We start from the raw sequence: 14,213 nt of genomic DNA, 5'->3' as shown, positions 1-14,213 counted from the left end.
GCTCAGGGTCTTTCCAGACGCGCGAGCACCGTTTCAAGGGCCTCGGCGCGCTCGACGATAAGGTCGGCGATGGCCTCGATGTCGTCGAGCTCGACCACCGGCAGGCCGGCCTGCGGGAAGGGCACGTCGCTGGCGATGCCGACGATGTGCGGGTCCCCCCCGTGCAGCGGCGGACGCTCATTGGCCGAGCGGAAGACTTCGAGCTTCGGATGCCCGGCGCGCTTGAAACCCTCGACCAGGGCGAGCCCACTCGGGGTCAGCCGCCGTAGCAGTTCGGGCAGGGTGGCTTCGGCGCCCTCTTCCACTTCGCGGATCTGGGCCCAGATCCGCGCGGAAGACACGATCACTTCGCTCGCCCCGGCCTGCCGGTGGACGAACGAGTCCTTGCCCGGGTGATCGATATCGAAGGCGTGGTGGGCGTGCTTCAGGGTTGCGACCCGCACGCCGCGGCCGACCAGCACGGGGATGAGGCGGGCGAGCAGCGTCGTCTTGCCCGCCCCGCTCCATCCGGCCAGACCGATGACGCGCAGACCGCTCATGGAACGCCTCCACCGGGCTCGAAGCCGAGTTCGGTCAGGGCGGCGTCGGCGGCGTCGGTGCCGAGCAGCGCCAGGAAGGCGGCGAGCGCCGGCTTCTCGCGATCCGCCTCGCGGTAGGCAAAGTCGTAATGCTCCTGCGCCAGCGGCAGGAAGCCTAGGCCGTAGGCCTTCGCGACACTCGAAATCGCCACGCCCCAATCGGCCCTTCCCTGCGCCACGGCCGCCGCGACGGCGTTGTGCGAGCGCGGCTGGTTCCAGAAGCCAGGGGGCCGCGCAGTGCTGATGAGGCCATCCACGAGGAGGCGCGTGCCCGAACCGGTATTGCGGTTGACCATCACCGACTCTGGGTCAGCGAGTGCGGCTCTCACCGCTTCGGCGGCGCTGCGGCCCTCGAAGCGGGGATCGCCGGCGCGGAACACCACGCCCTGCAGGCGGCGCCAGCCGGGAGCCAGCGCCATGCCGGGTTCGAGGAAGGGCGCGTTGTAGCGGCCGGTCTCGGGGTCGAGCAGGTGTATGGCGGCGAGGTCGCACTCGCCCCGGCGGAGGGCCGCGAGTCCCCCGGCCGAGCCGACCCAGACGGTGCGGGCGCGAAAGCCCCGCTCGGCGAGGAGCCCGACCACGCGGTCGAGACCGACGCAGTGGCTGCCGATGACGGTGAGGTCCGGCGGCCGCACCCCTGCGCCGAGGCGCACCACCGAGACCGCCTCGCCGGCTTCCACCCCGGAGCGTGCGGCGGGCACCGCAAAGAAGCCGTCGGCCTGGGAGAAGGCGGTGACGGAGCCCGACCCTTTCGGCAGCGGCAGGGCGACAGGGCCGTCCTCGCCTTGCGCGAGGGAGGCCATCACGAACTCGGTGCGGCCGAGTTCGGAGGCCAAGCGCTGCGGCAGGCGCGCCTGGACGGCCTCCTCCTCCCGCGGCGGCAGGCCCGCGAGCGCGCGCACCAGCGGCACCACGAATTCGTGGAAGGTGAACATCGCCGAGGTCGGGAAGCCCGGCAGCACCACCACCGCCTTGCCCTCGGCCACCGCGAGGCAGAGCGGCTTGCCGGGCTTGAGCGCGACGCCGTGGACGAGGATGCCGGGCTCGCCCAGCCGCGACAGGATGCGGTGGGAGACGTCGCCCGCCCCCTTCGAGGTGCCGCCGGAGAGCACGACGAGATCGCCCCGCGCCAGGGCGTCGCGCAGCGCGGATTCGAGGGCGCCCTCGTCGTCGCGCACGATGCCGAGCGGCACGGGCTCGCCGCCATTCTCGATGACCGAGGCCGCGATGATGGCGCCGTTCGAATCGTAGATCGCGCCCGGCCGTAGCGCTTCGCCGGGCACCACCAGTTCGTCGCCCGTCGAGAGCACGGCCACACGCGGCCGGCGCACCACCGCGATCTCGGCGAGTCCGCATGCGGCGAGCATCCCGATCTCGCGGGCCGTCACCACCGTGCTGCGGCGCAGGACTGTCTCGCCGAACGCCATGTCGGCGCCGGCATAGCCGACGAACTGCCCCGGTCGGACCGGGCTGCTCACATCGATGGCGACACCGGTCTCGAAAAACTCGGTCTGCTCGACCATCACCACCGCATCGGCGCCGCGCGGGATCACCCCGCCGGTGGCGATCGGCGTCGCGGTGCCGGCGGCGACGGGCAGCGCCGGGGCGACGCCGCAGGCCAGGATCTCGCGGTTGAGGCGGAGGCGGCGGGGCCGCGCGGCGTTGGCGCCCTCGGTGTCGGCGGCGCGCAGGGCAAATCCATCGACCAGGGCACGGTCGAAGGGCGGCACGTCGATCGGCGAGGCCACATCCCGCGCGAGCACGCGGCCGAGCGATTGCGCCAGGGAAACGGTCTCCGGAGGCAGCGCCGTGTGGGGAATCGCCGCGCGGAAGGCGGCGAGTGCCTCTTCCCGGCTCATCACCGTGAGGAACTGCTCCTGACGGGCCGCCGCGGCGAGACGTCGGGTGAAATCCAGTTCGCGATCCGCGCTCACAGCGGCACCACCTCGACCTCGCTGCCCGCGGGATACCCCTCCCGCTCCGGCGGCACCAGCACGGCGCCATCCGCTTCGATCAACCGCCGCAACGGCAGATCGGCCCCGCCGAGCGGCTCGATCTCCGATCCGTGACCGCGGACGAACACGATCTCGGCGAGGCCGACGGTGGATGTGATCTTGCGCCGGAGCGTGCCGGCACGGGAAGGCGCTTCAACGATGCCGGCCAGAGCCGCGACCAGCGGCCGGCCGAGTGCCAGGAAGCTGGCGAGCGCCGCGTCGGGTCGTCCGGGCAGGAGCAGCACCGGCCGTCCCCCCGCCTCACCGAGGCCGGCTGTCTCGCCGGGCCGCAGGGCAAGGCCATGGGCGATCACGCGGCCGGCCCCGGCCAGCCCCTCCGCGCTGCGGTCGCTGCGGCCGAAGCCGGTCCCGCCGAGGACGAAGGTGGCGTCGCTCCCCTTAGCCGCGATGGCGCGCGCGATGAGCTCCGGGTCGTCGGGCACCGCGATCGTCTCGGCGCTGCCGCCCGACCGTTCGACCAGGGCGGCGAGCATCGGCGACAGCGCCTCCGGCTCGAACGTGCCCGTCACGACGAGGCGGATCCGGACGGCGCGGATCGCGACCTCGCGAACACCCGCGGCGGCGAGTGCGAGGAGATGGCGCGGCGCGATCCGCTCGCCCGCGGCCAGAAGGACGTCGCCTTCGGAAAGATCTTCGCCCGCGGCGCGGATTCCTTCGCCCGCGCCGACCTCGGCGACGGCATTGCGGCCCTCCAACCCCTCGGCGGGCAGCACCGCGTCGGTGCCGGCGGGCAGGACGTCACCGGCCTCGACCCAGGCAGGCGCGCGCGGCAGCATCACGGGCGCGTAGGGCGAGGCGCCTCCGACCCCTGCAGACTCGACGGCGAAGCCGTCGCGCAGGGCGATGCGTTCCGCCGGAACGGGCTGAGCGGCGTGAACCGCCGTCGCGGCAATGCATCCGTACGCCTGGCTCAGCGGGACGGTTCGCGGCGCGACCGGCACGGCGAGTCTGCGCAACCCGGAGAGGGCTTCGGCAAGCGGCATCAGGGCGGCGGAGGGCACACGCATCGCTCAGCCGTCCGCGTGCGCGGACGGTGCGATGCGCGGAACGGTGATGCTATGCGGGGCGCCGTCCTGTCTCATCGTCGTGAGCGATGCGCCATCGCCGGTCGCGGATCAAGGTTCGGCGTCGCGCCCGTCCGCAGCATGAGACAGAAACTCTCACCCGTGCGGGCGGACACGGCCCCGGCCTCTCGCCTATGGTCCGCTGCGATGGAGCGAGTTGGGATGACAATGGGGGCGACGCGGATTCTCGGGGTGATCGCCGCCCTGCTGCTCGCGCTGCCGGCGATGGCGCAGATGCGCGGGCACGGTGGGCCGGTGCGGGCGCTCGCGATCACGGGCGATGGTCGCCTCGCGGTCTCCGGCGGGTTCGATCAGGCGGCGATCATCTGGGGCCTCGACACCGGCGCGGCATTGAGCGTCTTGCGCTTCCACGACGGTGCGGTGAACGCGGTCGCCGCCTTGTCCGATGGGCGCTTTGCCAGCGGCTCGGAGGACGGGCGCATTGCGTTGTGGCGGCTGGGTCAGGCCGAGCCGGAGCGCGTCCTCGAAGGGCATACCGGCCCGGTTGCCGGGCTCGCCGTGTCGCCGGACGGAACGACGCTCGCCTCCGCCGCCTGGGACGGCACCGCGCGGATCTGGCCACTCGCGGGCAGGTCGGCGCGGGTTCTCGAAGGGCACAAGGGCAACGTCAACGCCGTCGCCTTCCTGCCCGGCGGCGGACTCGTCACGGCCGGCGCCGATGCGAGCGTGCGGATCTGGACGGCGGAGGGTCAGGCTGTGGCGACCGCGACGCTGCCGAGCGCGCTCAGCGCGCTGGCCGTCACCGCTGACGGCGAGATTGCCGCAGCAGGCGCGGATGCGACGGTGCGATTTCTCGCGCGGGATGGAAGCGTGCGGGGGCAGGTCGAACTCGGCCCAGCGCCGGTCGTCGCGTTGGCGCCCTCCCCCGACGGCACCCGGATCGCCGCGGCGAGCGCCGGCGGGAGCGTCGCGATGATCGAGCGGGCAACCAGGAAGGTGCTGTTCAACTTGGTCGGGCCGGGCCTGCCGGTCTGGTCGGTGGCATGGCGGCCGGACGGGAGCGAACTCGTCACGGGCGGCAGTGACCGCCTCGTGCGGCGGTGGAACGCGAGCAACGGTGAGCCGATCGGTCCGCTCGCCATGCCCCGTCCGGCGGATGCGCTGGCGGCCTTCCACGGCGAGCGCGGTGCGGAGGTGTTTCGCGCCTGCGTGGCTTGCCACACGCTGACGCCGGACGAAGCGCCCCGCGCCGGTCCGACGCTTGCCGGACTCTTCGGCCGGCGCATCGCCGCCGTTCCGGGCTATCGCTACTCCGAGGCGCTCAGGGGCATGGACATCGTCTGGACCCCGGAGACGGTCGCCCGCCTGTTCGAGGTCGGCCCCGCGCGGTACACGCCAGGCACGCGGATGCCCGAGCAGACGATCAACAGCGCCGAGGACCGCGAGGCGCTGATGCGCTTCCTCGCGAAAGCGACCGACACGCAGCCGACCGGGCCGCACTGAGCCGCACCCGGCCGAGGTCGAAAGCGATCAACCGTGGCAGGTGCAGCCGGCGTGGTCGCAGCCGGCGTGATCCGGATGACCCTCGGCGCACTCGTCGCAGCAGAAAGCCTTGTCGTCGCGGGTGACCGCTTTCGAGAGCGAGACCACGCAGACGCAGTCCGGGCAGGCGCATTTCACCATCTCGACATCGACGCTGGCCATCGAGGTCATCCTTCCAAAACAATCTTCCACGCCGCGAAGCAGATCGGCGCAGGATCATCTTCACCCTAGCCGAGGCGGAGTGCAATCGTGGCGCGAAAGGGTCTGCGGAGCGTGACACGGACGCCGTACGCGACGGTTCGCCGGGAGCCTTGCGCACCGTCATCGCCGGAGGTTCAGACGAGCGCCGCAGCCGAGAGGCGGTCAGGCCGGATTTTCGAGAAGCTGCGACACCCGCGCGGCGAGTTCGGCGGAGGCGAAGGGCTTCGTCATCACCGGCAGATCCTCCGGGATCTGCACGGCCTCCGCATGGCCCGTCAGCAGCAGCACCGGCACGCCGGAGAAGCGCTGCCGGATCGCGGTGGCGAGTTCGACGCCGGTCATGCCGGGCATGGCGAGATCCGCCACCACGAGGTCGAAGCTCTGGCCCTGCTCCATCAGTGCCAGCGCGCTACGGCCATCGGCCGCTTCCGTCTCGGAGTAGCCGAAATCGCTGAGGAAGGAGGCGGTGACGTGCCGGACCTCCGGGTCGTCGTCGACCACGAGGATGCGGGCGGGGGTCGCCGCGGTCGGGACGGCCGACGCGACCTCCGCCTCGCTGTCTTCGACGGTGCCGTCGGCCCGCGGCAGGGCGAGTTCGATCCGGGTGCCCTGTCCGACCTCGCTGGTGATGCGTAAGCGTCCGCCCGCCTGCTGGGCGAGGCCGAACACCATGGCGAGTCCGAGGCCCGTCCCCTGCCCCACCGCCTTGGTGGTGAAGAATGGCTCGCAGACCCGCTCCAGAATCTCCGGCGGGATACCGGTGCCCTCGTCGGCGACCGTGACGATGGCGTAGGTGCCGGGTTTGAGATCGGGATCGTCGTGGATCTCGGCGCGGCGGGTCGAGATGGTGACGGTGCCGCCGTCGGGCATCGCATCGCGGGCGTTGATGCAGAGGTTGAGCACCGCAAGTTCGAGCTGGTCCGGATCGACCAGGGCGAAGGGCATGTCGGGTTCGAGATCCCGCTCGACGCGCACGAGGCTGCCGAGGCTCGAACCGAACAGCGCGCTCATGCCCTCGATCAGCGCGTTCGGGTCCACGGGCCGTGCATGGGCGTCGTTGGAGCGACTGAAGCTGAGGAGCCGCTTCGTCAGCGCCGAGCCGCGCTGCGCGGCGCCCGTGGCGTTGTCCACGAGGCGCTTGACTCGGGGCTGATCGGCGATCTTGGGGCCGACCAGTTCGAGACTGCCGAGGATAGCCGTGAGCAGGTTATTGAAGTCGTGGGCGATGCCGCCGGCGAGTGTACCGAGTGCCTGCATCTTGTCGGATTGGCGCAGACGCGCCTCCAGGCTCTTCTGCTCGGTCACGTCGCGCTCGATCGTGGCGAGATGCGTCACCTCCCCGGCGCTGCCGCGGATCGGTACGCGGATGATGTGCGACCAGCGCTCGGCGCCGAGGGCGCCGCGGGCGATGACCGTCGAGCCGGCCTCGCCAGCCGCGATGGCGCGGCGGTCCACGGCTTCGGCCTCGCGCGCTTCGGCCGTGTCGGCAACGTCGGTCTCGGTGCGGCCGAGGCAGGCCTCGACCGTGCTGCCGACGAGAACGGACTTGCGCGCATTGAGGCGCACGAAGCGGCCAGCGGCATCCTTGAAGGAGATCGCTTCCTCTGCGTGATCAAGCAAGCCGCGCAACAGGGCTCGTTCGGTCGCGAGGTCACGGCCGAGGCGGTGGCGCTCGTAGGCGTTGCGCACCGTGGCGCGTAGAAGGGTCGGGTCCCAGGGCTTGGCGACATAGCCGATGATGCCGCCGCGGTTCAGCGCCGCGATCACCGCCGAGATGTCGGCGTAGCCGGTGAGGAGGATGGCTTGTGCCTCGTGGAAGCCCCGCGCCTCGGCCAGCAGGGCGTCGCCAGTCATGCCGGGCATGCGCTGGTCGGAGACCACGACGGCGATGTCGGGCTCGGAGCGCAGGATTTCGAGCGCCTCCTCGGGCTTGGCCGAGGTGAGCACCCGGTACTCGTCCTCGAACAGATCCTCCAGAGCGATCAGGATGTCCGGCTCGTCATCGACGGCCAGAATCGTGCCTTTGCTCATACCGGTGCCGGTTGCCTCGGAATGCCGATGACGAAGCTCGCGCCGCCGCACGGCGCCGTCTCCACGGTCAGCGAGCCGCTATGCGCCTGAACGACGCTGTACGCAATCGCCAAGCCGAGGCCCGTTCCCGATCCGACCGGCTTCGTCGTGAAGAAGGGCTCGAAGATCTTTTCGCGCAAATCCTCTGGAATTCCCGGCCCGGTATCGCTGATGCGGATCAGGTCGGTCTCGGCGTCCGAGTAGGTCGCTACGGTGATCGTGCCATCGCCGTGAATCGCATCCGCCGCGTTGCCGAGGATGTTCATGACGACCTGATTGAGCAGCGCCGGGGTGCACGAGATCTCCGGGCGTCCGGAAAAATCACGCTCGACCCGGATGCGTGTGCCGAGCTTGTGCTGGATCAGCGCCAGCACCGTCTCGATCGCTTCCGGCACGTTGACGAGGCCGCGCTCGCCCTCGTCGAGCCGCGAGAACTTGCGCAGATTGAGGACGAGATCCTGAATTCGGGTCAGGCCGAGCCGCATCGAGCCGACGCGGTCGCGCGCCTTGGTGAGCGCCCGCTGCCCCTCCGGCGCCTCGGGCGGCGGCAGTTCGCCGAGCAAGCGCTCCACGGTGCCCTGATGCGCCAGGATGAAGGCGAGCGGATTGTTGATCTCGTGGGCGATGCCGGCGACCAGCTCGCCGAGCGAGGCCATCTTCGCGGCCTGGACCAGCTTGGCCTGCGCTTCGGTCAGCTTGCGGTTGGCGTCCTCAAGGTCGCGATTGGCCTGCTCCAATGCGTCGGCGAGGGCGGCGCGGGCGGCCGCCGCCTCGGCCTCGGCACGGGCGCGCTCCACCGCCCGCTCACGGTCCCCGAACTCGCCGGAGATGCGGCGGTTGTCCTCCTCCAGCAGACGGCGGCGGACGAGGCCGCGCACCCGCATTGCCAGAACCTCGCCGTCGGCCTTGGAGACCACGTCGTCGGCGCCCGCGGCGAAGGCGGCGACCAGAAGGCTTTTGTCCGGCTTGTCACCGGCCATGCCGACCAGCGGGAAGGCATTGCCGCCGCCCTCCGGCGCCTTCATGCGGCGCTCGGCGATCTCGGTGCAGAGCGCGATGCCGTCATAGGCGCTGCCGACGAGATCGAGGGTCACGCAGTCGAACCCGGCGCCGGGTTCGTCCAGGGCGGCGAGCGCCCCCGAGCGGTCAGCGGCGGCGACCACGGTGTGGCCTTCCTGAGTCAGCAGGCCGGTGAAGAAGGCGCGATAGGTGGCGCTGCCGTCGACGATCAGCACGCGACCGCGGCGGAAAGCTGCGCCGGAGGGGCCTTCCGTCGCGCTGCTTTTGCGCTCGCGGAGGAGGGCGCGGATACGCAGCACGAGCAGATCACGGTCGGCCGATTTTTCGACATAGGCGTCGGCACCACTCTCGAAACCGTGGCGCTCTCCGTTGCGGGCGCTGGTGAGCATCACCACAGGCAACGCCCGGGTGCGCAGCGACAGGCGCATCTGCCGGGTGAACTCGTCACCGTTCATGCCGGGAAGGTGATGGTCGGCGACGACGAGATCCGGAAGATCGGTATTGAGCAGGTCGAGCGCAGCTTCCGCCGTGGCGCAGCGCTGGACGGAAAAACCGTGCGCTTCGAGCTGGAGGCGCAATTCGAGCGCCTGGGTCTCCGAATCCTCCACCAGCAGCAGCCGGTGGCCCGGCGCGGCGGGGGATGCGCGGGAGGGCGATGCGCTCGCGGTCATGACGGCTTCCTCTGCGCGAGCCGCACGAGATGGGGCGCCACTTGGTCGACGGGCAGCACCCGGGACGCCGCGCTGAGGCGCACCGCCGCCGCGGGCATGCCGTAGACGACGGCGCTGCTCTCGTGCTCGGCCACCGTGGCGGCGCCGGCCTTGCGCATGTCGAGCAGCCCCTGGGCTCCGTCTTCCCCCATGCCGGTGAGGAGCACGCCGATGCCCTGCGGGCCGGCCTGCCGGGCGACGGAGCGGAACAGCACGGTGGCGGCCGGGCGCTGGCCGCCGACGGCGGCGGCATCGCTGACCCGCAGCGTCCCGTTCGCGCCGAGTTCGAGATGCCGGTCGCCGGGGGCGACGTAGACATGGCCGGCCTGCATGGTCTGCCCGTCCCGCGCGATGCCGACGGAGAGCGGCACAACGCCGTCGAGCCAACTCGCGAACCCATCCATGAAGGCCGCGCCCATATGCTGGACGAGCAGCACCGGAAGCGGGAAATCCGCCGTCAAGCCGCCGATGACCTTGGCGAGCGCGGGCGGGCCACCGGTCGAGGCGGCGACCGCGAGCACGCTCGGCGCAGCATCCGAGTCTGAGAGGATCGGCAGCTCGGGTGCGGGGGCGGCCTTGCGCGCGTTCCATTCCGCCCCGATCGGCCGGCGGCGGATGACCGGGACCGCGGCCATGATGCGCAACTGCGTGCAGATCTGGCCGGCGACCGCCTCGTAGCCGTCGTTGGTCGTCGCCACGGGCTTCTCGACCACCGACAGCGCGCCGGCCCTGAGCGCGTTCATCGAGATCTTGAGCGATGAATCCTCGACCGAATCGGCGATCACCACGATGGGCGTCGGTCGGCTCGCCATGATCCGGCGGGTCGTCTCCAACCCGTCGATGCCCGGCAGACGGATATCCATGGAGATCACGTCCGGCCGCACGGTTTCGATCGCTGCGAGCGCCGCCTCGCCGGACTCGACCGCGCCGGCCAGTTCCAGCCGCGGGTCACGGGCGATGATGTGGGTGAGGAGGATACGCACGACGAGCGAATCCTCGACAACCAAGACGCGCACGCGCGGGTTCTCGCCGCCTCCGTTCACAGCAACTGACCGATGGTATCCAGGAGTTCGCGCTGATCAAATTTCTGCTTGGTGAGATAGGCGTCGGCGCCGAGTTCCAACCCTCTCGCCACGTCTTCCTCGTCGCCGCGCGAGGTCATCAGCACGATGGGGAGACGCGCGAAATCCTCCTCCGCCCGCAGCGCCTCAACGAGACCGAAGCCGGTGAGGCGCGGCATCTCGACGTCGGCGACCACGAGGTCGACCGGCTCTATGCGCGCGCGGAGACGATCGAGCGCCTCCTGCCCGTCGACGCAGACGATCACGCGGTAGCCCGCCGCTTCCAAGATGCTCTTCTCCAGGGTGCGGGTCGTGATCGAGTCGTCCACGACAAGAATCGTCGAACGTCGCGTTTCCGGGATCGTTCCGCTGCCGTCCGCCTGTCCTTTCGACGAAGACCGAACGCCGCGCGGGCCCGCGCGGCTGAGCCGGTCGATCAGGCCGTCGGGATCGAGGACGAGGGCGGGGGTGTCGGTGCCGAGGATGACCGTTCCGGTGACGAGGCCGGGATCGCTGCCGATCGGCGGCGCCGGCAGGACGAGCAGCGTGTGCACTTCCTCCAGCCGATCGACGGCGAGCAGGCAGCGCCCGCGCGTGCCGCGCAACCGCACGACCGGGATCGTCGCGCCCTCTGCGCGTCCGGAGCCGAGGCCGAGCAGGTCGCCGAGTTCCGCGACCGGCAGCGTCACGGCCTCGCCGCCCTCCGCCGCCACCTGCGCGACCGGACGGCCTGCGACGGTGGACAAGGCCGAGGGGTCGAGCCGCGTGAGTGCTTCCGCCGAACCGCTCGGCAGGGCGAAGCGTGTGCCGCCGGCCGAGACGATCAGCACCGGCCGCTGTGCGGCCGAGAGCGGCAGGGTGAGGATCAGCGAGGTGCCGTGCGGTTGCCGACGGGCGAGCTGCACCTGCCCGTGAAGGGAGCGGGCGACCTCGGCCACCACCGACAGGCCCATGCCGCGGCCCGACAGGGCGTCGACCGCCCGGGCGGTGGAGAAGCCGGGCTCGAACGGAAGCGCGAGCAGCGCATCCGCATCGAGACTCTCGCCCGGCGCGATCAGCCCGCGCTCGCGGCCCGTCGCCTCGATCGCCGCGAGGTCCGGACCCCTTCCGTCATCGTGAATGCCGAGAACGAGCCGTCCGCCCTGTGCCTCGACGGTGAGCATGATTGACAGGGACGTGGGCTTCCCGTGTCGCTGCCGGATCTCCGGGCTCTCCGCGCCGTGGCTCAGCGCGTTGCGCAGGGCGTGCAGCACCGGATCCTTGAGCGCCTGGAGCATCGCCCGGTCCACCGGCACGTCGAGCCCGCGGGTGGTGACGTCCACCTCCTGCCCGTCGGCACGCGCCATGTCGCGCACCGCGCGGGCGAGACCACCGAACACCGTCTCGGCGGGGACCAGCGCGAGGCGCTCGGTCTCCTCACGCAGGCGACGGGCGGCCGTCTCGACGGAGAGGACGACGGCCTTGTGTCCCTGGGAGAGGTCGGCGGCTTCTCGGGAGAGGGCCGCCAAGCCGGTCTCGATCTCGTCAAGCGCCCGGTGCAGCGCCGCCGTCTCCGATTCCTCCGCCCCACTGGGGGCAGAGCCTGGAACGCGACGGACGGTCTCGGTCCGGCGTCGAAGCGCGGTCGCGTTCGCCGCGAGCCGGGCGATGCGCTCGGCCACGGTCCCCTGCCCCGGCAGAGCCGCCCAGAGGCCATGGCTCGCCCGCGTCAGTGACTCCACCGCCGAGGCGGGAATGCGCAGCACCGCCTGCGCGGGTTCGCTGGACGTTTCGGCCGCGGCCGCCGGCGGCGTAGCTGGATCTGGGACTGGATCGACCGTCATAGCGACGGGTGGGGGCGCCGCCGGGGCTCGAGCCGGCGCCGGGACAGCCGTACCGCCTGGATCGAGGCAGGCGCTCAGCGCCGCCAGCGCATCCTCGGGCATGCTGGCGGGCCCGCCCGCGCTCGCGGCGACGTAGGCCTCGATCCGATCGAGAGCGAGATGGGTCGCGGCCCGCGCCTCACGGTCGAGCGGACGCTGCCCGGCGCTGATGCGCTCGAACAGAGTTTCGAGCTGGTGCGAGACCGCCTCCACCGGAGGCAGGTCCACGGCGCGGGCGGCGCCCTTCAGGCTGTGGGCCCGGCGGAACACGTCGTGCCAATCGACCGGCCCCTCCGCCGCGAGGGCGGCGCGGATCGCGTCGAGATGCTCGCGGTGCTCGATCTCGAAGGCGGCGAGAAGCTGCTGGCGGATGTCCATGCGGCGGGACGCTCGTCCTGACCGCTAGAGCCGGTAGCGCTCGGCCAGCGCCATCAGTCCCTGCGCCAGTTCCGTGAGGTTCGCCGAGGCGGTCTCGACCTCACGGGTGCCGGCGGCGGTCTGCTGGCTCGCCTGCCGGATGTTCTGCAGCGCCCCCATCACCTGCTCGATGCCGAGCTGCTGCTGGTTGGTCGAGGCCACGATCTGCTGGAAGGTCTGCACGCCCTCCTCCACACGCGCGGCCATCTCCTCAATGGTGCGCACCGTCGAATCGGTTCGGGTCTTGCCGGCGGCGGCGCGCTTCACCGCCTCCTCGGTGAGCATCACCGAGGCGTTGATGCCGCGCTGGATCTCCCCGAGAATGCCGCGCACCTGGGCAGTCGCCCCCTTCGCCTGGTCGGCGAGCAGCTTCATCTCGGAGGCGACGATGGCGAAGCTGCGCCCGCTCTCGCCGGCCGCCGCCGCCTCGATGGCGGCGTTGAGGGCGAGCAGGTGGGTGCGCTCGGAGATGTCGTTGACGGTGACGATGATCTCGCCGATCGCCTGGGTCTTCTCGCTGAGTGCGACGATGTTGCCGGCGACCGCCTCACCCTGTTCGCGGATCGATTCCATGGCCTTGGCGGTGTCGGTGGCGGCGCGTAGCCCTGAGCGCGCAGTCTGCGCCGCGGCCTGCGCGGTGGCGATGACTTCGGTCGCCCGCTTCGAGATCTGCGCACCCGAATGGGTGATCTCGTCCACGGTCGCGGCGGTCTCCTGCACCGCGGCGAATTGCTCCTCGACGCTCGCCGCCTGCTCCTGGGCGGAGGCACGGATCTCGGCGGCGGCGGCGTTGAGGTCGGCCGTGGCGGCGCGGTTGGTGCGGGCAAGGTCTGATAGGCCGGCCACCATCCGATTCAGCGTGTCGCCGAGCCGCCCGATCTCGTCGTTGCCGGCGCGGTTCAGGCGTCCGGTCAGGTCGCCCTCGCCGATCTGCGCGACGAAGCGCATTACATCCTCCAGAGGCCGCACCACCGCGCGGCTGATCAACGTCGTCACGAGGATCGACAGCAGGATCGAGGCGGCGACCGTGATCGCAACGGAAAGGAGGCTGTTTCGATAGATCTCGTTCACGCTGTGCTGGCCCGCCGCGATGACTCCGTCGAGGGCCGTGCGGGCGTTGGCGATGCTGCGCAGCAATCCGTCGTGGAGGCTGTTGACCTCCTCGTTGCGCCCTTCGACGGCGGCGATGTCACGCGAATCGACGGCGCGGAGCTGCTGCTCGCTCGCGGTGCGGACCTGACGGAACGCCTCACCGGTCTCGGTGAAAACGGAGCCGAGGCGACCCCAGGCCGCGATGCGCTCCGCGGAAAGCGCAGAGGATTGATAGGTCTTCACCTCGGCGGTGATGGTGTTGAGGAGCCGCTCGAGCTCTGTCACGTTCTGACGCCAACTCCCCAGGAAATCATCCTGCCGGGCTGACCCCGAGGCCGTGTTCGACTGCGCCTGCCCCTGGGTCAGGACGGCGATGACCGCGTTCCGGCGCACCAGGCCCATATTGCGCGCGATGTTGCCGAGGTCATCGAGCTGACGCAGCACGCCGACGTCGCGGGTGACGATCAGGTCGGTCGTGTCGCGCACGCTGCCGATCTGCCGCAGCGCGTAGGCGCCCAGAGCCGCCACGATCAGGCTGGCCGCCACGAAGCCGAGGAGGATGCGTTTTCCGATCGAGAGCGACACGGGCGACATGGCTCCGGCAGGCGGTGCGGGGAGGG

At 71.2% G+C, this 14,213-nt stretch carries 10 protein-coding genes; 1 reads left to right on the top strand and 9 read right to left on the bottom strand.

Annotated features, from left to right (window positions below):
• Nucleotides 1–2 precede the first annotated feature (2 nt).
• From mobB to FHU13_RS02415, 3 genes are read right to left on the bottom strand one after another with little or no spacing between them, the layout of a single operon-like run.
• Nucleotides 3–539: a molybdopterin-guanine dinucleotide biosynthesis protein B gene (gene mobB, locus FHU13_RS02425; RefSeq protein ID WP_183434245.1), complete on the bottom strand. Its 537-nt coding sequence runs from the start codon at nt 537–539 to the stop codon at nt 3–5.
• A complete protein-coding gene (locus tag FHU13_RS02420) occupies nt 536–2,512 on the bottom strand; it encodes a molybdopterin biosynthesis protein (RefSeq protein WP_183434244.1) in 1,977 nt (658 codons plus the stop codon). The genes mobB and FHU13_RS02420 overlap by 4 nt, the downstream gene beginning before the upstream one ends.
• Nucleotides 2,509–3,600 (bottom strand): molybdopterin-binding protein, encoded by a 1,092-nt coding sequence (locus tag FHU13_RS02415; RefSeq protein ID WP_183434243.1) that lies wholly within the window; start codon nt 3,598–3,600, stop codon nt 2,509–2,511. The genes FHU13_RS02420 and FHU13_RS02415 overlap by 4 nt, the downstream gene beginning before the upstream one ends.
• A gap of 219 nt (nt 3,601–3,819) precedes the next feature.
• Here FHU13_RS02415 and FHU13_RS02410 point away from each other — a divergent pair, with 219 nt between their 5' ends.
• A complete protein-coding gene (locus tag FHU13_RS02410) occupies nt 3,820–5,121 on the top strand; it encodes a c-type cytochrome (RefSeq protein ID WP_183434242.1) in 1,302 nt (433 codons plus the stop codon).
• A gap of 27 nt (nt 5,122–5,148) precedes the next feature.
• Here the strand turns inward: FHU13_RS02410 and FHU13_RS02405 are convergent, their stop codons facing one another.
• The 6 genes from FHU13_RS02405 to FHU13_RS02380 form a co-directional block, all read right to left on the bottom strand.
• Complete coding sequence (locus tag FHU13_RS02405) at nt 5,149–5,322, bottom strand: metallothionein (protein WP_017486100.1); 174 nt, start codon at nt 5,320–5,322, stop codon at nt 5,149–5,151.
• Nucleotides 5,323–5,523: 201 nt separating this feature from the next.
• The gene (locus FHU13_RS02400) at nt 5,524–7,392 is read right to left on the bottom strand and encodes a response regulator (RefSeq protein ID WP_183434241.1); all 1,869 of its coding nucleotides are present in this window, start codon (nt 7,390–7,392) and stop codon (nt 5,524–5,526) included.
• Entirely contained in the window at nt 7,389–9,122 is a 1,734-nt protein-coding gene (locus FHU13_RS02395; protein WP_183434240.1) for a response regulator, read from the bottom strand. Before FHU13_RS02395 ends, FHU13_RS02400 begins: the two co-directional genes overlap by 4 nt.
• On the bottom strand, nt 9,119–10,204 hold the full coding sequence (cheB, locus tag FHU13_RS02390) for a chemotaxis-specific protein-glutamate methyltransferase CheB (RefSeq protein ID WP_183434239.1): 1,086 nt from the start codon (nt 10,202–10,204) through the stop codon (nt 9,119–9,121). The genes FHU13_RS02395 and cheB overlap by 4 nt, the downstream gene beginning before the upstream one ends.
• A complete protein-coding gene (locus FHU13_RS02385) occupies nt 10,201–12,462 on the bottom strand; it encodes a response regulator (protein WP_183434238.1) in 2,262 nt (753 codons plus the stop codon). Before FHU13_RS02385 ends, cheB begins: the two co-directional genes overlap by 4 nt.
• A gap of 24 nt (nt 12,463–12,486) precedes the next feature.
• Nucleotides 12,487–14,187 (bottom strand): methyl-accepting chemotaxis protein, encoded by a 1,701-nt coding sequence (locus FHU13_RS02380; RefSeq protein WP_183434237.1) that lies wholly within the window; start codon nt 14,185–14,187, stop codon nt 12,487–12,489.
• Nucleotides 14,188–14,213: the final 26 nt, after the last annotated feature.

Source organism: Methylobacterium sp. R2-1 (assembly GCF_014191355.1).
Taxonomy (GTDB): domain Bacteria; phylum Pseudomonadota; class Alphaproteobacteria; order Rhizobiales; family Beijerinckiaceae; genus Methylobacterium.
This window is presented reverse-complemented; position numbering and strand designations above follow the sequence as displayed.

What these genes read in the sequence shown, in the direction of transcription:
- mobB (WP_183434245.1), bottom strand. Translation starts at nt 539, where the DNA reads ATGAGCGGTCTGCGCGTCATCGGTCTGGCCGGATGGAGCGGGGCGGGC.
- FHU13_RS02415 (WP_183434243.1), bottom strand. Translation starts at nt 3,600, where the DNA reads ATGCGTGTGCCCTCCGCCGCCCTGATGCCGCTTGCCGAAGCCCTCTCC.
- FHU13_RS02410 (WP_183434242.1), top strand. Translation starts at nt 3,820, where the DNA reads ATGACAATGGGGGCGACGCGGATTCTCGGGGTGATCGCCGCCCTGCTG.
- FHU13_RS02405 (WP_017486100.1), bottom strand. Translation starts at nt 5,322, where the DNA reads ATGGCCAGCGTCGATGTCGAGATGGTGAAATGCGCCTGCCCGGACTGC.
- FHU13_RS02400 (WP_183434241.1), bottom strand. Translation starts at nt 7,392, where the DNA reads ATGAGCAAAGGCACGATTCTGGCCGTCGATGACGAGCCGGACATCCTG.
- FHU13_RS02395 (WP_183434240.1), bottom strand. Translation starts at nt 9,122, where the DNA reads ATGACCGCGAGCGCATCGCCCTCCCGCGCATCCCCCGCCGCGCCGGGC.
- FHU13_RS02385 (WP_183434238.1), bottom strand. Translation starts at nt 12,462, where the DNA reads ATGGACATCCGCCAGCAGCTTCTCGCCGCCTTCGAGATCGAGCACCGC.
- FHU13_RS02380 (WP_183434237.1), bottom strand. Translation starts at nt 14,187, where the DNA reads ATGTCGCCCGTGTCGCTCTCGATCGGAAAACGCATCCTCCTCGGCTTC.